This window comes from Mesorhizobium sp. WSM4823, assembly GCF_055811195.1.
Genome location: NZ_JBVVQL010000008.1, coordinates 244,156 through 265,581, shown reverse-complemented (window position 1 = coordinate 265,581; position 21,426 = coordinate 244,156). Strand labels below are relative to the sequence as shown.

Genomic DNA, 21,426 nt, shown 5'->3' with positions numbered 1-21,426 from the left:
GCTCACATGACGTAGGTGGCGAGGTTGCCATCATAGGCAGCCTGGATCAGGCCCCGCATGGCTGCCAGATCGAATGGACGCGGATTGTTCTTGATGAGACGGTCAATGCCGAGCGCCTGTTCGGCCGTCCAATCGAGCTTGTCGCCGGGAAGCCCGAGCTTGGCCAGCGAAGGCGTGATGCCGATCGCTCCAAACAGCCGGCCGATCTCGTTGATCGTCGCGTCAGCCATCTCATCGGTACTCCGGTCCCCCCCGTCGAGACCAAGGGCAAGGCCGATCTCGTTCATCTCGGCGGCCGCGGCGGCCCGGTTGTACTTCATGACGTACGGCAACATGGTGGCGACACCCAATCCGTGGGCGGTGTGGGTTATCGCGCCAACCGGATATTGTACGGCGTGCGCCGCCGCTGTGCCGGCCGTCCCGAACGCACAGCCAGCTGCAAGCGCGCCCATCATCACATCGGCCCGGGCGTCCTCGTCAGAGGGCTGGCGGTATGCCTTTTCAAGGCTTCGACCAAGCAGCTTGATTGCCAGCAGCGCGAAATGATCGGTCAAAGCGGTTTTGCCGATAAAGACATGGCTCTGCGGAAGGAAGGGATCGGTGCCACGCCTGACGGCGGTGAAAGCCTCGATCGCGTGGGTCAGCGCGTCTGCGCCTGCGATCGCCGTCAATCCCGGTGGGCATGTCATCGTCAGTTCCGGGTCGCAGATGGCGGCCGCCGCGATCAGATACGGGCTGGAGATGCCGACCTTCAAGGTGCGATCCGGATCGGAGATCACTGCAACTGGGGTCACTTCCGAGCCGGTGCCGGCTGTTGTCGGCACCGCGATCAGCGGCAGCGTCGGACCGGGCACCTTGAACTCGCCGTAGTAGTCCTGGAGCAGGCCGCCGTGACTGAAGAGCAGCGCGGCGCATTTGGCCATGTCGAGACAACTGCCGCCTCCGATGCCGATCACCATGTCGGGCGCAAAATCCCGCGCCTCCTCGACGCAAACGGCAACTGTGTCTCGAGGAACGTCGGGCAGCACGCGGTCATGGACAAACACATCGACCGAAGCGGCTCGCAGCGCCGCGACGATCTCCGCGAAAGGACGGGTTGCGGCAAAACGTTCGTCGGTACAGACGAGCGCACGACGCCCGAGCCTGGCCGCGACGGTCGCAATGACGTGGCGCTGTCCCTTCCCGAAGAGGATTTCACGCGGCAGCCTTATGGCGGCGAAAAGGCTCATGTTCTGCGTTCCTCAATGAGGTCGGAGTGGCAAGGATGTCGGAGGGCCAAGTGAAAGCTCGTGGCGTTCGGCCAAGAGATATCCTCTATTAAATCGTATAGGATATAGGATTGTATTGGGCGGAGCATCGTGTTAGCCAATGATCCTGTCAAGAGGCAAAGACGCAGCTCATGAACTTAAGCAATGCCCGAGGAGTCGAACCGGCCAGCGGACGTATCCAGCGATCCAACAGCCTGGTGGAGGATGTGTACGAAGCGATCTTCGCGCAACTTATGTCGCTGAAAATCGCGCCTGGCTCACGGATCACCGTCGACAGTCTGGTCAAGGAGCTCGATGTATCCCACACGCCAATCCGTGAAGCGCTTGGTCGGCTCGAAGGCGAAGGCCTTGTGCTGAAGACACATTTGATCGGCTACCGCGCCGCGCCGCAGATAACCAAGCGCCGGTTTGACGAACTCTATGAGCTTCGCCTGCTGCTCGAACCGCATGGGGCGGCCAAGGCAGCCGCATTGATGGATGAGACGAAACTTGCGGTGCTTAAGGAGTCCGCAGGCGGGATGGCGCGCCGCGAAGGCAAGGATGAACGCCTGCGTTACTCCAACTTTGCGCGGCAGGACGCCATTTTCCACGACAGGATCATGGAATTTGCAAACAATGATCTCGTGCGCGAGACTCTCGCATTCCAGCATACGCACTTCCACCTCTTCCGCCTGATGTTCCATTCGCGCGTCACCGAGGAAGCGCTTGATGAGCATGAGGCCATTCTGGCCGCCTTCGCTGCCTCCGATCCTGTTGCCGCCGAACAGGCGATGTGCCGCCATATCGAGCATTCCCGCGACCGTTTGTTGCAGGCGTTCGACTGAAACTGCTCCATTGCCAGATGAAAAGGAACGACCATGCCAGGCAAGAAAATCCTGATGTTGACCGGTGAGTTCACCGAGGAATATGAGATCTTCGTCTATCAGCAGGCGATGGAGGCCGTCGGCCATATCGTCCACGTTGTCTGTCCTGACAAGAATGCCGGAGACCTGATCAAGACGTCGTTGCACGATTTTGAAGGCGACCAGACCTACACCGAAAAGCTCGGCCACTATGCGCTGATCAACAAGACGTTCTCCGACGCTGAGAAACAGCTCGACCAGTATCATGCCGTTTACTGCGCTGGCGGTCGTGGCCCGGAATATATCCGCACCGACAAGCGCGTGCAGGCGATTGTGCGTCATTTTCACGAGGCCAAAAAACCGATCTTTACGATCTGCCACGGCGTGCAGATTCTGATAGCGGTCGACGGCGTCGTCCGTGGCAAGAAGGTGGCAGCGCTCGCGGCTTGCGAACCAGAGGTCACGCTGGCTGGCGGCACTTACATCGATCTGTCTCCCACCGACGCCTATGTGGACGGGACGATGGTTTCGGCAAAAGGCTGGACGGCGCTTGCGGCGTTCATCCGCGAATGCCTGAAGGTGCTGGGAACGGAAATCCGTCACGCGTAGGGAGCGATGTTCCGACGCATTCCGGACGGAATGCGTCGGTGACTTGAACTGGATGTCTCCGGCCTGAGCGCTTCGACCAGTGACAAATGCTCGGGATCAGGCCGCGGCAGGTCCCGATGGCACTGGGTGTGTGTCAGCGTGCCTCAGCCAGTTTTGACCTTTCCTTCGTCAATGCGTCCGGCAGCACTGCGCATGCCTCGCGCCCAGCCGATGGCCGTTCGCCGATGATGGCTATCTCTGAACTGATGCCGGCACTACAGGCCTGCGGCAGCGGCAAGCCTCTAGGTCCGGGATTCTCGATGGTCACCGTTACGCATGCTTCGATGGGCGCGGAATCCTTCGGCGTTGCTCCGGGCGAAGCGAAGATCATGGCGACGCTCCGGACCGTGTACGACGACGATATGGAAAACCTCGTCGCGCAGGTCGAAGGGCTGATCCGCACTGCTGCGAAGCGTCACGGACTCCTCTGCGCGTACGAATATGACGACGTCTTCGCCGCTTCCATCAACGACCCCGAGGCGACGGCTATCCTCGCCAACGGATTGGAGCGAGCAGGTATTGGGCGGCACGACCAGAAGTTACCGTCGGTCGGTTCGGAGGATTTCGGGCAGTTCGGGCTGAGCGGCGCAAAGGCCGCGATGCTCTTTCTCGGGTCAGGCCCCGACTGGCCACGGGTGCATACTCCCGAATATGACTTTCGCGATGAGCTGATTCCGGTGGGTATCCGCATCTTCTCGGAGACGCTGGCGGCCTGTCTGGATAACAGCTGAATGCGATCATCCGCGATGTCCTGCCGACCGATGCCGCCGGCAGACGTGTGCGGATAAGGTGTCGATGTGACCAAGGTGTCGATGTGACCAAGAGAAAGACAGGCTGCCATTGACAACCTTCCCGTTCAGCGAAGCCACCCCGGTGCAGTTTCAGGCGCTGCTGCCGAAGAGGTCCGACGTCGTGATCGTCGGCGGAGGCATCATCGGCGTGATGACGGCACTGTTTCTGGCGCGACGGAACATCTCGGTTACGCTTGTCGAGAAGGGCCGCATCGCGGCCGAGCAGTCATCGCGCAACTGGGGTTGGATCCGGCAGCAGGGCCGCGACGCTGACGAACTGCCGATCATGATCGAAGCGCGCCGCCTTTGGCGGCAACTTGCCGAAGAGTGCGGCGAGGATATCGGCCTGAGGCAGACCGGTATCACATACCTTGCGCGCACCGACACGGAGATGGCCGCTTTTGCCGAGTTCGTGCAGATCGCCGGCGCACATAATGTCGACACACGCCTCCTCGAACCGAAGGAACTCGCGGACCTGATCCCCGCCATGTCGCAGCGCTACAAGGGCGCGATGACGACTCCGTCGGACATGCGGGCCGAGCCTTGGGTTGCCGTGCCGGCGATCGCTCGCCTCGCCGGCAGGGAAGGTGTCACGATCATCGAGAATTGCTCGGCGCGCATGCTCGACCGCGCCGGCGGCCGGATCAGCGGCGTCTGGACCGAGAGGGGCCGCATTGCCACCTCTAACGTTCTGGTCGCCAGCGGCGCGTGGACATCGCTCTTCCTGCGCGCGCATGGCATCTCGATCCCGCAGCTCAGCGTCAGGTCGACCGTCGCCGCGACCGAGCCGATGCCCGAGATCCATGCTGGGGCGGCCGCCGACGAACACATCGCCTTCCGGCGGCGGCAGGATGGCGGCTATACGCTCGCGTCGGGCGGCGCCAGCCAGCTTTATATCGGCCCGGACGCATTCCGGCACGCGGTCAAGTACTTTCCCGCCTTGAGGGCAAATCCCTTGGGCACGCGATACCTCCCGGCGGCGCCTAAGGGATATCCGGACGGCTGGTCGACGCCGCGCAAGTGGGACGCAACCCAGGAAAGCCCGTTCGAGCGGATGCGCATCCTGAATCCCGCACCCGAGCCCTCCAGGCTCCGCTCGATCGAGCGCGGGTTCAGAGAGCTTTTCCCTCAGTTCAAGGAAGTGCGGCTGAAGGCGAGCTGGGCGGGCATGATCGATGCGATGCCGGATGTGGTGCCTATCGTCGATCGCGTCGCCGAGATTCCAGGCCTCGTCGTTGCGGCCGGGATGAGCGGCCACGGCTTTGGCATCGGACCGGGCATGGGCCGCGTCGTGTCGGACCTCATCCAGGGAAACAAGATCGGACACGATCTCAACAGGTTTCGCCTGTCGCGGTTCAGCGACGGCAGCCCGATCCGACTAGGCCCCGCTTTGTAGTCCGGCTCGATCGACGCCGGGCGGATGTCTTGCTTTGCATCAGTGGAATTCTTGATGCCAGGACGACCGCGTCACCTGGGCGGCGGCCAATCCGAGAGCAAAGTTATTCCGAACCTCGGCGAAGCTTCGCGCAGACGTTCGATCTCCTCAGGCGTCGGCGGAGCCACGACTTCGTCCGGTTGAAGTTCGTGGCCGGCTTCCGCAAGAAACCGGTCAAACAGAGCGGGGGTTCCGATCAATATGTATCTGACAGGATTGCCGCTCATATTCATAAGCTGGTGCGGAATGCGGCGCGGCAGGAAGATGCTCTCCCCTGCAGTCAGGCGTTGAGGCCGGCCATCGATCACCGCGGTCAACTCGCCTTCGATGATGTAAACCGTCTCGTCGTCCCTGGCGTGGACATGGATCGGCGTCCTCGTCCTTCCGTCGCTTCTGTTTTCAAAGAGGCAGAACTGCCCTGCAGTGTGTTCTCCGGACAGCAGACATTTCATGACGACGCCTGCAAGAACGAGCTCTTTGCTGTCGATGTCACTCATTGCGTTTCCTTCCCACAAATCGTGCGGGTGAAGGGTAGCGGGACCTCCATTCAGCGAGTTTCGGGATAGTGTGTAGGTGATTATTGGCGTTTCGTTGACGAGCTCATCATGCTGTCCGCCGACGACCTGTCGCGCCGTGGGGGATCGATGCTCGCCAGGATTGCGCGGGACCTGCGCTATTGGACGTCCGAAACAGGCACAACGCTTCAAGCTCATCGCCAATCTACTTGGTGACGCTCCACAATCTCTCCGCCGGCGAGCGTGCGACCGCAATGGCCAATCTGCGCCACCTCATCCTGCGCATCGCACGGCCCGTCTGGCAAGAAAGTCGTCAAGACGGTACTGAGGATGCAGTGAAGCGCGAGAGATCGCGGCGGTGGCCGACCAGTGGAGAAATCCCACTTCTGGCCTTGATATTGCCGACGCAATCCTGCAAGTCGCGGCGACAATGTGTGGCAACAAGAACTTTGGCGCCTTCGGCGTCTATCATTTAGCAGGAGCCGGCGAGACCAGCTGGAGCGGCTTTGCTCGCCATATCCTGGACACAAGCGCCATCCAGGGCGAACCCACCGCGCGGGTACGCGATATCGCGACAGCGGATTATCCGACCAAGGCTGAACGCCCCCGCAATTCGCGCCTGTCGACAGCGAAATTCGCAGCCACATTCGGATGGACGGTGCCAGACTGGCGGAATCGACAGACGACGTGGTGCCACGCCTTATTGGCGAAGAAGCAGGATAGGTCGGACACATGGACGAGCAAAAGCCCATCAAGAATCTCAAACAGGCTGCCGCCACGCCGGAAGCCGCTGGCAAGGCGGTGAAGGCCAGGGCCAGACAGCAGGCCGCCAAGCGCACCTGCATCATGGTGCTCGGCATGCACCGCTCGGGCACCAGCGCGCTGACCAGGACAATAAGCCTGCTCGGCGCGGAGCTGCCGAAAAAGCTTATTTCAAGCGACAGCAACAATGCGGCTGGCTACTGGGAACCGGCCGCATTGAACTCGCTCGACGATCGGATGCTTGCGGAGGCCGGCAGCCGTTGGGATGACTGGCGTGCCTTCGATATGGCCAATCTCGCCAAACCCCGCGCCCGATTCTACCGGGCCGAGATTGCACGGCTCCTAGAGGAAGAATACGGCGACGCGCCACTCTTCGTGCTGAAGGAACCGCGCATCTCACGCTTCGTGCCCTTCTATGCAGACATCCTGAAGTCGATGGGGATCGACGTGCGCTATGTGCTGACGGTGCGCAACCCGCTCTCCGTCATTGCCTCGCTCAGCAAGCGCGACGGCTCGACGCTGGGCTTTGGAGAACTTCTTTGGCTGCGCCACGAGATCGAGGCCGAACGCGCCACGCGTGGCAAACCGCGCGTTTTCCTAGCCTACGAGATCCTCATGAGGGACTGGCGGTCGGAAATTGAGAAGATGACGGCAGCGCTGAGCATCAACTGGCCGCGGCCGATGGACGAGGCGGCGATCGAGGTCGACGCTTATCTCTCACACAAGCATCAACATCACGCAGCGGGCGACGCCCAACTGCTCGCCGATGAACGCATCGCCGGCTGGGTCAAGGATGCATATGCCGCCTTTACGGACCTTCGCGAGGACGAACAGGACGTCGGAGCGCTGGCCATGCTCGACAGGGTCAAGACCGAATTTGACGCGGTCTCGCCGATCTTCGGTGAGGCATTCTTCTCCGAGTTGCAGGCACGACAACAAAGATCCACGCAGACGCAGGTCGATCTGCAGCGGCTTGCGAGCGAAAACGCACGACTGGCCGAGGAACGCGCCGTCGAGATTGAGAAGCTGACGTCCGAAGCCCGGCAAAAAACCGCAGAATGGTCCGAGCACGAGGCGCGGTTTGCGCAAGAGCGGGCCGAACTGGGTCATTTGCGCGATGAGCATGCGGTCGAGATCGAGCACCTTGCGCGCAAGTACGAGCAAAGCCAAGCTGAGATCGAGTCGAAAACGGCGGAAGCTCAAGCGCTTCAGGCGCAGTTTAAAATCGAGCGCGAAGCGCGTCAGCTAGCCGAGGAGCGGGCCGGCAAGGAACGCGCTCGCGCCCGCCTTGAAGAAAAGCGCCTGCGCGATACGCTAAATGCGGTTTATGGCAGTACGTCTTGGCGTATCGCCGCACCAGTTCGTGCTGTGAAATACGGCATGCAAGCTTTCGCGCGATTGCCTTCTGCGGGACGCTTATCTCTATCACGCCGAGCCTATATCGCTTGGCATGGCCTGCCGATGTCGATTGGTACAAAGGAGAAGCTCAAAAGCACGATCTTTAAGACGTTGCCTTTCCTTTTCAAAGAAACAACCGCGTATCGCGCGTGGCAAGATTTTCATGCCTCGGACAGGGAGGAAGTTGCTAATCCGCCCAAGCAAGCAGCAAAAGCAAGCTCAGTGTCGCAAAAAGTGGATTATATTCCACGTCTTAACGCACTACCTCCGAAGGACAAGCCTGCGAAGGTGGTCGCTTTCTACTTGCCTCAGTTCCATCCCGTTCCCGAAAATGATGCTTTTTGGGGACAGGGGTTTACGGAATGGACAAATGTTCGATCTGGTCAACCCCAGTTTGACGGGCACTACCAGCCTCATGTGCCAGATGAACTTGAGTACTACAACCTGCTCGACCCCGAAGTGCAGCGCCGTCAAGTCGAACTGGCAAAACTTTACGGTTTGGGGGGATTTTGCTTTTACTTCTATTGGTTCAACGGACAGCGGCCACTAGAGAAACCTGTCGAGAATTATCTTAACGACAGCGGGCTTGATTTGCCGTTCTGCTTGTGCTGGGCTAACGAAAACTGGACCAGGACATGGGATGGTAGGGAGAGCGAAATTCTGCTAGCGCAGAAGCATTCGCCAGAAGACGATATAGCATTTATAGCGCATGTTTCCAAATATCTGCGTGACCCTCGGTATATCCGTATCGACGGAAAGCCCTTGTTACTTGTTTATCGCCCAAACATTCTCCCTTCGGCCAAAGAGACTGCTCAGCGCTGGCGGGAATGGTGCCGGAACAATGGCGTAGGGGAAATCTATCTCGCATACACTCAATCATTTGAGCGAGTAGACCCCGCGATGTATGATTTTGATGCAGCCGTTGAGTTCCCTCCAAACATGGAGGCCAAGAGTTCCGAGTTACCGAATCTCCGGGCAAACGTGAAGGCATTGCGAAACGATTTTTCGTGCAGCGTGTTCGACTGGCGCGCCCTGGTAGAAAGAAGCCGAGACTATAGCACGCCGGGGTACAAACTATTCCGCGCAGTTTGCCCTAGCTGGGACAACACTGCACGTAGAAAGCACCTTAGCCGTATTTTGCTTAACAGTTCACCGGTCGGCTACCATGAGTGGCTCACGAATGCGATAGAAGAGACATCCGCCCGCCTTCAGAACCCTGAAGAGCGGTTGGTCTTTGTGAACGCTTGGAACGAGTGGGGTGAGGGCGCGCATTTGGAGCCCGACGCCCGGTACGGGTATGCATACCTTGAAGCTACGCGTTTGGCTCTTGCAGGCGCTGCCTATGTACCAACCTCGAGGAGAGGTTCGGCATGGATCTCCGGATACCGTCACGGACAACTGCATTTTGCGGAAGAAAAACCCGTCGTACTGTTGTGCACGCACTCTAGCGGCGAACACGTATTTGGAGGAGAGCGAAGCTTCTTAAATGTCCTTGATGCTATGCTCACAATTGATGTCAATGTTATTTGCTGTGTTCCGCGCAACAACAATGCTGAGTATATAAACGCCATTGAGCAGCGTTCGGTTGGAATATATGCTCTTCCATATCAGCAGTGGAGCCCATTACCAGAAGACGAAGCGGTTATAGAGGAATTTGTCAAAATACTTCGTCGACACGGTGTAAGTTTGCTTTACGCCAATACGATAATGCTTCGTGAGCCGCTTGTTGCGGCGCGCCGGTGCGGTATCAAAACTATCGTTCATGCACGTGAAATTATCAATCAAGACCCGACGATGGCTAGTCAGATCGGGCTTCATCCCGATGAGATCGTGTCGCAGGTTCTCGCAAGAACAGACCATGTTATTGCAAATTCGGAGGCTACTGGAAAGTGTTTCGACAAGGCGAAATCTCTGAGTGTCGTGCCCAACGCCGTAGACGTCGATGAATTAGACCTGCCGAATACAGTAGATAAGGCGGAAATCCGCTTTGCGATGGTGAGCAGCAATCTTCGTAAGAAGGGCCTCTACGATCTTGTCGAACTCGCAGGACGCTGCGAAACCGTTGCACCCAACGCCAGATTCTTGATTATCGGACCGGAGAACTCAGACATCGTCACTTTGAGCGACAATCAGCGAAAGGGGAAAGTTCCTCGAAATATTTCATTCCCAGGCTATCGTGCTACGCCCCGCGAAGCGATGGCCGAGGCAGATGTTATTCTTAATCTGTCGCATTTCGCAGAATCATTTGGTCGCACGGTAGCGGAAGCGATGGCGGCGCGACGTCCTGTCATCGCTTACGATTGGGGGGCCATTCCCGAGCTGGTGCATCATGGGGAAACAGGATTTCTTGTTGGCTATCGTAACTTGGACGAATTGACCACACGCGTGAAGGAGGTCTGTGAAAACCCCGACCTCATTTCCCAAATGGGGGAGCAAGGGCGAGCGCTTGCCACAAAATTGTATTCTCAAAATGCCCTTAGAAAGCGGCTAAATGACGTCTTTGCTGGCATTCTCCAAGACAGCCAATCTTGGTCCGCAATTGGCAAAGAAGGACGTAACAAAGATGCACTGCCATTGCCCAATGTCACTGTTATTGTCCCAGTCTATAATGCCCCTGAGGAAACGAAGCGTTGTATAGAATCTTTAAGATCGTGGACTGATTTTTCGAATGCAAGGGTATTGATAATTGATGATCATAGTACCGATCCGGGAATTTCCTCCATATTGGGCGAGTATGAGAATTTTGGCAGGATCACTGTTCTGAGGAACGACAAGAACTTAGGCTACACGAAAACGATCAATCGGGGTATTCAGTGGGCCGGGAACGACGACGTCGTGCTCCTCAATAGCGACACTATTGTAACACCTGGCTGGCTCGACGGATTGCGCAGTGTGGCATATCATGCACCGGACATGGGAACGGTAACGGCCATGGGGGACAACGCCGGTGCGTTTTCCTTCCCGGAGTCCAATCGATCCAATCCGAAGCCCGACGATGTTACAAATGAAGAGTGGGCACGGGCGATCCTGCAGCGAACCGCGGCCTGCGAGCCGGTTGAGGTGCCTACCGGCTCTGGGTTTTGCATGTATATACGCCGCGATCTGATACACAAAATCGGACTTTTCGACGAAGAGGCCTTTCCGCGCGGATACGGCGAGGAAAATGACTTTTGCATGCGCGGTCTAAGAGCCGGGTGGCGCAATGTCATTTCACCACGCTCATATGTATTTCATGTGCGAACAGCTAGTTTCGGAAAGGAAAAAGAGCAGCTTGTTCAAACCGGGGTCGACAAAGTAACGAAGAGATATCCTGACTATGCGGCAAAGGTGAAGACAGCGTTCGGATCCCCAGAAATGAATGCATTGCGGCAAGCTGCAAGGCAGGCAACAGAGGAATCGAGCGGCAAGACTCTGCGACGGGCTATAACCGGGACAAGCCCGCTTTGAGCAAGCTCATCTTTGAGCTGACGATGCTATGCGCTTGACGGCCTGATATCCTTAGCCGAGGTATCATAAAAAAGGATTTATCGCTTTCCGACGCGGGTCTGCGGACATCGACTGGCGAACTTTCACGCTGTCAACAAGCTATTTTATCCAAGGTCACGCGTTTCATAGCTTGTAGCCGGATTTTTGTTTGTTATGTCATTACAGGCCAGCAAGAGTGAAGTTGAAAGTGCTACGGGATCGCAGTTGCCCCGGCAGGAGCTTCGGTATAGTCGAGGAGATCGGGTAGAAGCGCGCCGGCGGACGCAGTGGTGTCTTTTCGGTTGAAATGCCGGGCTAGAGGTGCCAAACACTTGCCTAGGCGGGCGTAGGCGTGGCCATATTGGAGCATGTGCCCCAAGATAGCTGTGAGATAACACTTGACCGAGCACAGCCATCTTTCTGATGACCAGTGGTTTGGGGCAGTTGCCGGCATCGGTATGGCGCCATTGTTCGGTTTACCCGATGAGCGTACCCAAGTCAGGACTGTGGGAAAAAGCGGACAAGCGGCTTTGAAAGACGCTTTCATGTTTTGGCAGTTCATCCGCCGCACCGCGACGGCGAATGGAAGGCCGATCACTCCGAGACCAAGGTCCTTGATTTCGGCGTTTCGTGGGCTCGAATTCTGCGCTTTTTTCTGCGCGACACGCCGGTTGACAATCTCTACGGCGTCGACGTCGAGGACCGGTTCCTACAGCACGCTCGCCGCGATGTACCGGGGGCAAGTTATTCGCTTATCAGGCCAGAACCGCCGCTGCCCTACGAGAGCGACAAGTTTGATGTAATCTATGCAATGTCGGTTTTCTCGCATTTGCCTCGAAAGTCCGCCGATGCTTGGGTCCGGGAGTTTTCCCGGGTTCTTAAACATCGCGGCGTTGCCTTTTTGACCACGCGGCCCCGCGCTCATCTGCGGACGAAGGACCCTGCCTACGCCAAGGCGATCGGTGATCCAGCCGCGGCAGAGGCCAAATACGGCCATGGCGAGTTTTTGTTTTACCCGTTGCACGGCGGCGGCGTCTTGGCCGAAAGTCGCTACGGCGAAGCGGCTATCCCGCCCGCTTATGTCGAGCGGAACTGGTCAGCATGGCTTCAACCGAAAGGCTTCTTCCAGAACTATTCCGAAACTTACCTTCAGCCGTGCTTTGTGCTACAGAAAACCGGCCAAAGCCTGGCACCAAGATAGCGGCCACACTATGTTTTTGATGGGCCAATTGCCCGAGAATTATAGGTTCACTACCAAAGACCCATGAAGCAGAGAATTGATTGGCTCGGGATCCCATGAACCCATTCCTCGCGACTGTGCAGAACTCCGGTTCTCTCAAGTGCAATGTATGCGGAGGGACAACCTTTCTCGATATGAACAAGCGAGTGAAGGTCCGTTGCGGTACATGTGGCTCGCTGGAAAGAACCCGTGTCATCAAACTCCTGTTGGACGACCTTGGACTTCCGAAACCAGATATGCGGATCCTGCATCTTGCGCCGGAAGGTGGTCTAGCGAAGTATCTCAGGAGTCGCGTAGGGAAGGCGAATTATGATGCCCGCGATATAGACATCAAACGCTATTCCCACGTGGACGTGAGCTACTTTGATCTGGTGAAGGATGCTCATAATCTCCCATCGGAAACATTCGACATCGTGATACACAGTCATGTCATGGAGCATTTGCCATGCAACGTAACGGCGATTCTCTACCACCTTCACCGCTCACTGACACAGCGCGGCGTCCACATCTTTAGCTTCCCGATTTACGGCGCTCACTATGAAGAATCGCTATTCCCGCTATCTGAGGAAGAGCGCCAACGACGCTTCGGGCAATTCGATCATGTCAGGAAATTCGGGATCCAAGACCTCCATTTGACGCTAGGGATGATCTTCAAAATCCCTGACCGCTATGACCTCACCGATCGGTTCGCAGAGACCATACTCCAGCAAGCCAACGTACCCGATACCGCATGGCGCGGGTACTCTGGACACAGCGTTTTCACCATCCGCAAAGATGATATAAGTCTGCGTTAAATTGCCGGTACATGGAACGGCAGATGGGAAAGATCGGACGAACAAAACTTGGATGAGGAATGGTGCGAGAATGTGTGATGGTCAGGGTTTTGATCAGGTCGCCCTTAGCATGAGGCTGCGAAGTACAAATGCTCCACCGCCCGGTGGCCTCGCCGCAAGCCGAGATTGATGTTGAAGAGCGTATCGGCACGGCCGTTTAGGCGGCATCTTGGCCGAAAGTCATTACGGCGAAGCGGCTATCTCGCCCGCTTATGTCGAGCGGTACTGGTCGGCATGGCCCGAGCCGGAAGGCTTCTTCCAGAACATTCCGAAACCTCTCCCATCTCATCACGAAATGTCGATGTCGGCAGCATCTTTATCCAGGCAACGAGATGATCAGACGATCATTTCATTCGGCAGGTGATCGCACGGTACGCCTTCGCTCGGTCATCCAATTAAGAAACGCCTTTCCGGCCTTCTGCCCGGGTACCTCGATCCAACGAAAACTTACCCAAGAAACGGCGCTGACGACTGGGATAGTGATGGCGATCGAGGTGCCGACCTTCAACCAAAGTGAGGTGGGCGTCCCATAAATCTCCCGATATATCGGTGAGAGCGCATAAATCACAAAGGGATGCCACAGATACATCGAGTAGCAGATTGTCGCGTAAAACCGCGTTACTGCATTCGAGAATAGCGGGATTGGGCTGATGGCTAGGCCGATCAGGAGCGTTGCGTAGCCAATCGCCGTCAGATGATCCATCTCGAACGCTGTATCGGCGTATTTGTTGAGCGCCATCACCCAAACCAGGCTGAGGCCAAGACAAGAAATCAGCCAGCCAATGGAGGGATCGATGTTCTTGGATTTGACGTACTGGTAGACGTCAAAGGCGATCATCCCGATCACGAAGACCGGGAAGTGGTGCAGCAGATTGGAGTGGCTATAGCGCCGAGCCAACGTCGGGTCACCGATCAATGGGATGACATACTGATCGAAGGCATATACGGCCCATGCGGCCATGATGGCCAAAACGGCCTTCTTCCAGATCGTCTCCAGGCGGAAATAAAGAAGCGGAAATAGTAGGTAGAATGGCATCTCGACGCCGATTGTCCAACTCGCCCAGACGATGCCGGTTACCCATTCCGGATTGAAGTTGAACGCGAAGAAAATTGTCGCGAATATCTTGCTCCAGTCGAATGTCATGTCGCGCCAGACGTAATCTCTCCAAATCGTCAGTGGGAGCATGAAGTAATACAGCGGGGCGATACGAAAAAGCCGCGCCACAGCATAGCTGAGCATGGGACGATCATATTCGAAGTGCTTGGGCATCGAATAACAGAGAGAGAATGCGCTGATCACGAAGAACAAGATCACGCCTGAGCCGCCGAATTCTAAGAAAGTTTTTAACGGACGCGGAAATAAGAGCCGCGGCACAAAGACCGTGTGGAAGATCACCACGTAGAGAACAGCGAGACCGCGCCCATCATCCAAAAAATCGAGCCGTTTTCGGCGTTCATCCATGGTAAAAGGCGCTCCAAGCAGCCGGCGTTGAGCACCCATCTACGTGTGATGAGGCGCAAGTTTTTGCGGAAAGACAATTGCGCGAGTTTCCCCACAACGCAAGCTGCGCGTTCGCAAGCGCGCGCTTGACGATTTCAGCGGGAGGGGGCGTGGGTAAGATCGCTTGACGGCGCCGGCTTGGCTGAAATCAGGTCCACCGCCGGTGGATAGTATCGACCTTGGCGATTCAGGTAATTTCGGTAACGCCGGCGACATCGACGTCCAGCGCTATCCCACGTGGACGTGAGCTACCCGATCGCTCGATCAAGCCATCAACGTGAAGCACGAACTGGCGCGGTTGGCGCAGGGCGGGCCTGCTTGCCGAACCACTCATCAGCCCCGCAGAACGTCTTCAACCGGGCTTCCTCCAATTCCGCAATCTTATTGCAGGTCTTCTGAAGCAGCGCGTGGTTGTGGCTCGCCAGCACGATGATCCCGGCCTTCTCGGCCATCTCGTCCATGCGCTGCCGCGCCTTGTCCTGAAAATTCGGGTCGCCGGCGCCGATCCACTCGTCCATGAGGAGGATCTCGGGCTCGAAGCTCGTGGCGATGGAAAAAGCCAGCCGCGCCGCCATGCCTTGGCTATAGGATTTGAAGGGCAGATCGATGAAATCGCCGAGTTCGCTGAACTCGATGATGTCATCCATGCGTACCCTGATTTCATCGGAGCTCCAGCCATTGATGAGGCCGCGCAGTTCGATGTTGCGCCGTCCGGTGGCCTCGGTGCGGAAGCCCAGTCCGATGTTGAACAGCGCATCGACCCGCCCGTCGATCGCGACCGTGCCGATTGTCGGCTCGTAAATGCCGTAGAGCACCTTCAAAAGCGTGGTCTTGCCGGCGCCGTTCGCGCCGACGAGGCCAAGCCGATCGCCCGCCTTGAGCGAAAAGCTCACACCCTCGAGCGCCGTGACATGGCGGGCGCGGCCCACCCCTTCGATGCGCCCGCCCGTCGGCATGCGCCTGTCGCGCGGGGCCAGCGTCAGCTTCTGGCGGATCTTGTAGCTGAGGCCGATATTGTTGGCGACGATCGAAACCATCAGAGCACGAACACGATCTTCTTGCGATAGCCGCCCAGCAGCAGCACAGCCAATAGCCACAGGAAGAGGATAATTATGGCGCAAATGCCAAAGGCGCTGACCGGGAATTCGCCGTTGATCACCGGCAGGCGCACGATCTCGAGGAAATAGGTGAAGGGGTTCCAGCGGTAGAGTTCGCCACGGATGCCGCCGCCCGGGTGCATCCAGAATATCGGAGTGAGAAACATGCCGATGCGCATAAGATTTTGCACGATAAAGCTCAGATCGGGGAAGAAGGCACCGGCCACAGCGAAGATCATGATCGCCGCCGGCGTCGCCACAACGATCATGACGAGCGCCAGCCCCGACCAGAGCCAGTCAACTGTGAGCGGCGTGCGCACCAGAAGCAGAATGGCAAGGCAGCCGGCCATCGCATAGCCCGCCCGGATCACCGACTGCATGGTCATGCGCATGACATAAACGGTGAGCGGCAGGGTGGTGCCCTTGATGAAGCTCTCCTCGCGGGTAAAGAGCGTGACGCTCTGGGTGATCACTTCCGTGAGATAGAGCCAGACGAACAGCCCGGTTGCCACATAGGCGGCAAAATGCGGCACCGAGCGATTGTCGCCGAACATGAGGACGAAAGTGCCGGCAAAGGCCAGGTAGTTGATCAACAGCCAGATAGGTCCGAGCGTCGTGCGCTTGTGCTGGTCGCCGATATCCTCGTGGGCCAGCGCCATCCACACATTGCGCATTCTGAGGCCGCGATCGAAATCGGCAAGCGCGCTTCGTACCACCTTCAATATCATCGTCCCTGTAAAGCTTGGCGCTGGTATCACAGGCCCGGCGCGAAGCAAAGCGGGCTCGTCGTGCGCCGACGGCATTCGCACATGTTCAAAGCCGATCGGTGGCGCAGGACCGGGATTTTGGAATCAATAGGTCGTCGGCCCATCGGGCTCAAAAATATCTGGCGATACCCCCAACTCCGCGTTATGCGATACAAAGTGGCGGGCTGGGATTGGCACTGTAATATGTGGTCGATGACGGGTGACATTCGATCTGGCGCCATTTAGTTGTCCGTATCCTTGCGCCTGGAGTACAGTACTACCCAATGAATTCACGTTTTGAAGCCTTATTCGGACTTCGACCGGACATGCGGCGCGTCTTTATCATGGTTCAGGACGTCGTCATGGTCCTGGTCGCGGTGGCGCTCAGCCTGTTGCTATCGGAGTCGAAACTTTCGTTCGAGGCGTTCTCCACTACTGGGCTGACGTTCTGGGCGAGCGTCGTCATTCTCAGCCATGTGCTGTTCAGATGGTGTGGCCTCTACAACACGGTCTGGCGCTTCGCGTCGACGCCGGACTTTTTCAATATCCTGAAGAGCTGCGCGATTTTGACTGTCACGCTTTATGGCACCTCGCTCCTGGTTCGTTCTTTTCAGCCGACGACCGGCCTGAACGAGCGCCAGTTCATCGTCTTCTTCCTCGTGTCCTTCACGATCATATCGGCCCCTCGGCTCTTCTACCGGTTTCTTCGTGACGGAGCGAGCTGGCGAATCCTGAACCGCAGGAGCGACAGGGCCCTGACCAAGCAGGCGCTGTTCGTTGGCAGGCTGAGCGAAGCCGATGTGATCATCCGTTTCATGCGTACCGCGGAGCCCGCCGAATACTCCATCGCCGGGATCATGGCGATGGAGGATGCGGCGCGATCGGGCACGCAGATCCAAGGAGTGCCTGTGGTGGCCGTCCGGCCCCATTTGGTTGAGGTCTTGGAAGAATATACAAACGGCACGGAACATCTCGACCTGCTGATTTTCGGAAACGGGGCCGAGCACGAGATCGAGGAGTATTCAGAGCTGGTTCGCGTCGCCCGGCACAGTGGCATAGCCGTGGTGCAATTCTCAGGGTTTTCCGAACTAGGGCAGGGCGGAAAGCTGGTTCTCGACGCGGTCGAGATGGAAACGATCCTGCGCCGTCCAGCGGTGCCTTCCGACATCGAGCGTATCGGCACTTTTGTCAGTGGCAAGCGCGTCTTGGTGACGGGCGGAGCCGGCTCCATCGGGCGAACGCTGGTTCGGCGGTCGCTGGAACTGGGCGCCGAAGCGGTTCTGGTCGTCGATCTGTCCGAATTCGGCATTTTCCAGTTGAGCCAATATATCGACGAGAAGGATCACGATCGTCTGAAGGCGCGCATAATCGACGTGGCGGACCGGCGGCAAATGACGCGTGTCGTCAGCGAATTCAAACCCGGTATCATCTTTCATGCTGCCGCGCTTAAACACGTCCCCTTGCTCGAGGAAAACTGGGATGCGGCGATTCAGACAAACATTTTCGGAACGCTTGTCTGTGCAGAGGTGGCCGCCAAATGCAAGGTTCCGCAATTCGTGCTTATCTCGAGTGACAAGGCGGTTGACCCGACATCCGTGCTTGGCATGACAAAACGAGCCGCCGAGCAGATCGTGAGCGCCTTGCATGAAACGCATGCGATCGAGCCAAACGGACACCACTCCGGGCACCGCTCCGGCACCAAGTTCATTGCCGTCCGATTCGGGAACGTTTTTGGCAGCAGCGGGTCAGCGGCGACCATATTCCAGGCACAGATCGAGGCCGGGGGACCCGTCACCATTACGGACCGGCGCATGACGCGCTATTTCATGACGGTGGCGGAGGCCGTTGACCTCGTCATCATGTCGGCGGCCGATGCGGCTTTGCGACAGGGCGGAGAGGATTACGCTGTTTACATGCTCGATATGGGCAAACCAGTGGCCATACTTGAAGTCGCCGAGACGATGATCCGCATGGCTGGAAAAAACCCCTATGCGGATATCCCGATCCGGTTCACCGGAATAAGGCCGGGCGAGAAACTTCATGAAACGCTCTACGGCGAAAATGAGGAGATCGTCGAGCTCAGCATCTCCAAGGTTTTTGGCCTCAGAACGGACATCATCGAGTGGCCGGTGGTCCGGACCGCGTTAACGGCGCTGGAAACAGCAATGAAGATCCAGGACAAAGCCTCGGCCCTTGCCGTGCTGGCAGGCCTTCATCAAGCAGAGAAATTCCCGGGCGACGCACATTGGGAGACAAGTCCGAAAACAGTTGGACAATTAGGTTAGCCTATTTCTGGACGATTGTGATTGGATGAAGCGAACAATCCCAGGGCCGTTCTCCAGGCATTTGCAGATGACACCAAAATCGTGAGCAAACAAGATCAGCGCGTGGCCATATTGATGGGCACGAAGGACGGCGCGGCTTTCCTCGAAGAACAGCTTGGTTCTCTCCTCGCGCAGTCGCATTCCCTGGTCGATCTGTGGATTTCCGACGACGGTTCGACCGACGGCACGCCCGCCATCATCGGCACCTGGAAGCCCCGCTGGCATAAGGGTCGACTGACCTTGGTGGACGGCCCCCGCCAGGGTTTCGCTGCCAATTTCCGATCGATGATCATCGATCCACGGATCGAGGCGGATTACTATGCCTTTTGCGATCAGGATGACATCTGGGAGTCCGACAGGCTGGAAAGCGCCGTCCGCTGGATGCGGACAGTCGACGCAAAAATACCAGCCATGTTTTGTTCCAGAACCGCGACCATGTCCGAAACCGGAAGCATAGTCGGCTATTCGCCGCTGTTCCAACGGCCGCCATCCTTCCGCAACGCTCTCGTGCAAAGCATAGCCGGCGGCAACACGATTCTGCTTAATCGGGCGGCGCGCGACCTGCTGGCCAAGGCCTCGTCAAGAACACATTTTGTCAGTCACGACTGGTGGGCCTATCTCATCGTGACAGCCGCCGGAGGCGTTGTTCGTTATGAGCCGCGCCCTCTGGTGCGCTATCGCCAGCATGAGGCGAATCTGGTGGGAGCTAATGTTTCATGGCGGGCACGATTTTCCCGGCTCGAACACCTGTTGAACGGCGGGTTTGCCCGTTGGACAGATGAAAATCTCAATGGCTTGGCCGCCAATCGGGATCTTCTCACGAAGGACGCGGCCGCATGCCTCAGCCTGCTCGCAAGGTCACGAAAAGGCAATATTTTGAGCCGTTTGAGCCTGTTGCGCAGGAGTGGCGTCTATCGGCAGACCCCTTTTGGAACATTCGGACTATATCTCTCGCTCGTCGCGGGCCGGATTTGATATGTCTTACCCAAAAGCCTTCCCCCTGGTTTGGCCCGGGGCCGCGGCGTTTCGGGAATGAAGAACTTATTTTTGAATAGGGAGCGTTGTCGGGCATTCATGAAGGCGGCGAAGCGGATCTTCGACCTCGCGGTGGCGGCGCCGTTGTTGCTGATCACATCACCGTTTCTGTTGATCGCCGGCCTGGCAATCCGACTGTCGTCGCCTGGGCCAGCGCTCTTTTCTCAAACGCGGGTCGGCCGCGATGGCAGGCTTTTTCGCTGCCACAAGCTCAGAACGATGGTTCTGGGAACGCCGTCATTGCCCTCGCATGAGGCGCCGGCAAATTCCGTTACTGCGGTCGGAAAAGTCTTGCGCCGGTTCAAGCTTGATGAACTGCCGCAGCTCTGGAATGTGCTGAAGGGTGAGATGAGCCTGGTCGGGCCGCGCCCATGCTTGCCCACGCAAACGGAACTGATCGAATACCGCAAGCAGTTGGGCGTGTCATCAATGCTTCCGGGCATAACCGGACTGGCTCAGATCCGAGGCATCGACATGTCGGCCCCGTTGCTTTGTGCCGAAACCGATGCAGCCTATCTCAAGGCAGCGTCGTTCGGCCTTGATGTCAGGATTCTGCTTGGAACGATCTATCGGGCCTGAGCAAGTTTGCTGAGCCGCGCCCTTTCGCGCAGTCGCTCGATCGTGTCGGTTTCCGGCAACCAGCCCTCCGAAACAAGCAGGGACGGATCGCATCTTTGCGTTGCAGTCAAGCTGTCCCAGAATTTGCGTTTGCCCAGCAACGATGCGACCGGCCGTATCAGGCCGGCAGGTACCGGAACCAGGCGTTTCGGCCGCTCAAAGCCTCGTCGAAAGGCTTCGATGATCGCCGCAACCTGGACCGGCCGCACGTCGCTGGCGACATAGACGGGGCGATGCGGGCCTGAATGGGTCAGCAGGTGCGAAACCGCCCTCACTGCGGCCTCGCACGATATCAGCGAACGGACGCCCGCCAGGGCGGCTGTGGGCAGGGGCAAGGCGGTGTCGGCCAGGCGCATCAGTGTTGCCAGATTCCCCCTCATGCCGGGTCCGTAGACGGGCGGCAGGCGCAGCACAGTGGCGGCATCCGAGCGGCCGGACGATGCAAAAGCATCCAGGACCCTGATCTCGCCTTCGCGTTTCGAACGTCCATAGGCACATTGCGGGGCAGGGGTCGTCCCTTCGTCGATCGTGCCGCTGAATCCGGCGTCGACCACAGCCCGGATCGAAGACAGGTAGACGAAGCGTCCGCTCGCCTGTGCGGCCGCGGCGCGCGCGAGCCGCTCGGTCAATTCGGCGTTGGCTTTCATGTAATCGGCTTCGGTTGCGTTGCCTTGATCGTTGTTCAAGCCGGCGCAGTGGACGACATGCGTGACGTCTTGCATGATCGTCGCAAAGACCCCGACAGGCGCGTCGAAATTCGGCAGCATGAAGATGTCATTTTGCGAACCGAGCTTTTCCGGGTGCCGGGAGGCGATCCGCACGTCGAACTCGGCGTCTCGGAGGTGTTGCACGACGAGGCGCCCGATGAACCCTGTCGCGCCTGTCACCAACGCTTTCATTGCCATGCC

17 protein-coding genes are annotated in these 21,426 nt (G+C 57.8%); 11 read left to right on the top strand and 6 right to left on the bottom strand.

The window, feature by feature from the left end; all coding sequences use genetic code 11:
* Positions 1-2: 2 nt before the first annotated feature.
* On the bottom strand, positions 3-1,229 hold the full coding sequence (locus AC0L26_RS21205; protein WP_473634341.1) for an iron-containing alcohol dehydrogenase: 1,227 nt from the start codon (positions 1,227-1,229) through the stop codon (positions 3-5).
* A gap of 170 nt (positions 1,230-1,399) precedes the next feature.
* Between AC0L26_RS21205 and AC0L26_RS21200 the strand changes: the two genes are divergently transcribed.
* From AC0L26_RS21200 to AC0L26_RS21185, 4 genes are all read left to right on the top strand, one after another.
* Positions 1,400-2,092 (top strand): GntR family transcriptional regulator, encoded by a 693-nt coding sequence (locus AC0L26_RS21200; RefSeq protein WP_473634340.1) that lies wholly within the window; start codon positions 1,400-1,402, stop codon positions 2,090-2,092.
* 33 nt (positions 2,093-2,125) lie between these two features.
* Positions 2,126-2,719, top strand: a complete 594-nt coding sequence (locus AC0L26_RS21195) for a DJ-1/PfpI family protein (RefSeq protein WP_473634338.1) — start codon at positions 2,126-2,128, stop codon at positions 2,717-2,719.
* 116 nt (positions 2,720-2,835) lie between these two features.
* Positions 2,836-3,489: a M20/M25/M40 family metallo-hydrolase gene (locus AC0L26_RS21190; protein WP_473634337.1), complete on the top strand. Its 654-nt coding sequence runs from the start codon at positions 2,836-2,838 to the stop codon at positions 3,487-3,489.
* A gap of 109 nt (positions 3,490-3,598) precedes the next feature.
* Positions 3,599-4,945 (top strand): NAD(P)/FAD-dependent oxidoreductase, encoded by a 1,347-nt coding sequence (locus AC0L26_RS21185; RefSeq protein WP_473634336.1) that lies wholly within the window; start codon positions 3,599-3,601, stop codon positions 4,943-4,945.
* A 71-nt stretch (positions 4,946-5,016) separates the two neighbouring features.
* Here the strand turns inward: AC0L26_RS21185 and AC0L26_RS21180 are convergent, their stop codons facing one another.
* The gene (locus AC0L26_RS21180; protein WP_473634335.1) at positions 5,017-5,481 is read right to left on the bottom strand and encodes a cupin domain-containing protein; all 465 of its coding nucleotides are present in this window, start codon (positions 5,479-5,481) and stop codon (positions 5,017-5,019) included.
* 376 nt (positions 5,482-5,857) lie between these two features.
* Here AC0L26_RS21180 and AC0L26_RS21175 point away from each other — a divergent pair, with 376 nt between their 5' ends.
* The 4 genes from AC0L26_RS21175 (at position 5,858) to AC0L26_RS21160 (ending at position 13,158) form a co-directional block, all read left to right on the top strand.
* A complete protein-coding gene (locus AC0L26_RS21175; protein ID WP_473634334.1) occupies positions 5,858-6,304 on the top strand; it encodes a sugar nucleotide-binding protein in 447 nt (148 codons plus the stop codon).
* Positions 6,232-11,106, top strand: a complete 4,875-nt coding sequence (locus tag AC0L26_RS21170) for a glycoside hydrolase family 99-like domain-containing protein (protein WP_473634333.1) — start codon at positions 6,232-6,234, stop codon at positions 11,104-11,106. Before AC0L26_RS21175 ends, AC0L26_RS21170 begins: the two co-directional genes overlap by 73 nt.
* Before the next feature lie 568 nt (positions 11,107-11,674).
* Entirely contained in the window at positions 11,675-12,325 is a 651-nt protein-coding gene (locus AC0L26_RS21165) for a class I SAM-dependent methyltransferase (RefSeq protein ID WP_473634332.1), read from the top strand.
* 95 nt (positions 12,326-12,420) lie between these two features.
* Complete coding sequence (locus AC0L26_RS21160) at positions 12,421-13,158, top strand: class I SAM-dependent methyltransferase (protein WP_473634331.1); 738 nt, start codon at positions 12,421-12,423, stop codon at positions 13,156-13,158.
* A 388-nt stretch (positions 13,159-13,546) separates the two neighbouring features.
* Here the strand turns inward: AC0L26_RS21160 and AC0L26_RS21155 are convergent, their stop codons facing one another.
* The 3 genes from AC0L26_RS21155 to AC0L26_RS21145 form a co-directional block, all read right to left on the bottom strand.
* Entirely contained in the window at positions 13,547-14,659 is a 1,113-nt protein-coding gene (locus tag AC0L26_RS21155) for an acyltransferase family protein (RefSeq protein ID WP_473634330.1), read from the bottom strand.
* 311 nt (positions 14,660-14,970) lie between these two features.
* On the bottom strand, positions 14,971-15,735 hold the full coding sequence (locus AC0L26_RS21150) for an ABC transporter ATP-binding protein (protein WP_473634329.1): 765 nt from the start codon (positions 15,733-15,735) through the stop codon (positions 14,971-14,973).
* Positions 15,735-16,523, bottom strand: a complete 789-nt coding sequence (locus AC0L26_RS21145) for an ABC transporter permease (protein ID WP_473634328.1) — start codon at positions 16,521-16,523, stop codon at positions 15,735-15,737. The genes AC0L26_RS21150 and AC0L26_RS21145 overlap by 1 nt, the downstream gene beginning before the upstream one ends.
* A 302-nt stretch (positions 16,524-16,825) precedes the next feature.
* On the opposite strand from AC0L26_RS21145, the gene AC0L26_RS21140 reads away from it, so the two are divergent.
* From AC0L26_RS21140 to AC0L26_RS21130, 3 genes are all read left to right on the top strand, one after another.
* Positions 16,826-18,826: an SDR family NAD(P)-dependent oxidoreductase gene (locus AC0L26_RS21140; RefSeq protein ID WP_473634327.1), complete on the top strand. Its 2,001-nt coding sequence runs from the start codon at positions 16,826-16,828 to the stop codon at positions 18,824-18,826.
* Between the two features lie 21 nt (positions 18,827-18,847).
* Complete coding sequence (locus tag AC0L26_RS21135; protein ID WP_473634326.1) at positions 18,848-19,840, top strand: glycosyltransferase family 2 protein; 993 nt, start codon at positions 18,848-18,850, stop codon at positions 19,838-19,840.
* Positions 19,841-19,939: 99 nt separating this feature from the next.
* Entirely contained in the window at positions 19,940-20,479 is a 540-nt protein-coding gene (locus AC0L26_RS21130) for a sugar transferase (RefSeq protein WP_352936447.1), read from the top strand.
* Here the strand turns inward: AC0L26_RS21130 and AC0L26_RS21125 are convergent.
* Positions 20,467-21,417 carry an NAD-dependent epimerase/dehydratase family protein gene (locus tag AC0L26_RS21125; protein WP_473634371.1) on the bottom strand — a complete coding sequence of 317 codons (951 nt, stop codon included), beginning with the start codon at positions 21,415-21,417 and terminating at the stop codon, positions 20,467-20,469. The genes AC0L26_RS21130 and AC0L26_RS21125 overlap by 13 nt on opposite strands.
* Positions 21,418-21,426: the final 9 nt, after the last annotated feature.

Coding starts and splice junctions, on each gene's coding strand:
- AC0L26_RS21205 (WP_473634341.1), bottom strand. CDS start 1,229: ATGAGCCTTTTCGCCGCCATAAGGCTGCCGCGTGAAATCCTCTTCGGG.
- AC0L26_RS21200 (WP_473634340.1), top strand. CDS start 1,400: ATGAACTTAAGCAATGCCCGAGGAGTCGAACCGGCCAGCGGACGTATC.
- AC0L26_RS21195 (WP_473634338.1), top strand. CDS start 2,126: ATGCCAGGCAAGAAAATCCTGATGTTGACCGGTGAGTTCACCGAGGAA.
- AC0L26_RS21190 (WP_473634337.1), top strand. CDS start 2,836: ATGGCACTGGGTGTGTGTCAGCGTGCCTCAGCCAGTTTTGACCTTTCC.
- AC0L26_RS21180 (WP_473634335.1), bottom strand. CDS start 5,481: ATGAGTGACATCGACAGCAAAGAGCTCGTTCTTGCAGGCGTCGTCATG.
- AC0L26_RS21170 (WP_473634333.1), top strand. CDS start 6,232: ATGGACGAGCAAAAGCCCATCAAGAATCTCAAACAGGCTGCCGCCACG.
- AC0L26_RS21160 (WP_473634331.1), top strand. CDS start 12,421: ATGAACCCATTCCTCGCGACTGTGCAGAACTCCGGTTCTCTCAAGTGC.
- AC0L26_RS21155 (WP_473634330.1), bottom strand. CDS start 14,659: ATGGATGAACGCCGAAAACGGCTCGATTTTTTGGATGATGGGCGCGGT.
- AC0L26_RS21150 (WP_473634329.1), bottom strand. CDS start 15,735: ATGGTTTCGATCGTCGCCAACAATATCGGCCTCAGCTACAAGATCCGC.
- AC0L26_RS21145 (WP_473634328.1), bottom strand. CDS start 16,523: ATGATATTGAAGGTGGTACGAAGCGCGCTTGCCGATTTCGATCGCGGC.
- AC0L26_RS21140 (WP_473634327.1), top strand. CDS start 16,826: ATGAATTCACGTTTTGAAGCCTTATTCGGACTTCGACCGGACATGCGG.
- AC0L26_RS21130 (WP_352936447.1), top strand. CDS start 19,940: ATGAAGGCGGCGAAGCGGATCTTCGACCTCGCGGTGGCGGCGCCGTTG.
- AC0L26_RS21125 (WP_473634371.1), bottom strand. CDS start 21,417: ATGAAAGCGTTGGTGACAGGCGCGACAGGGTTCATCGGGCGCCTCGTC.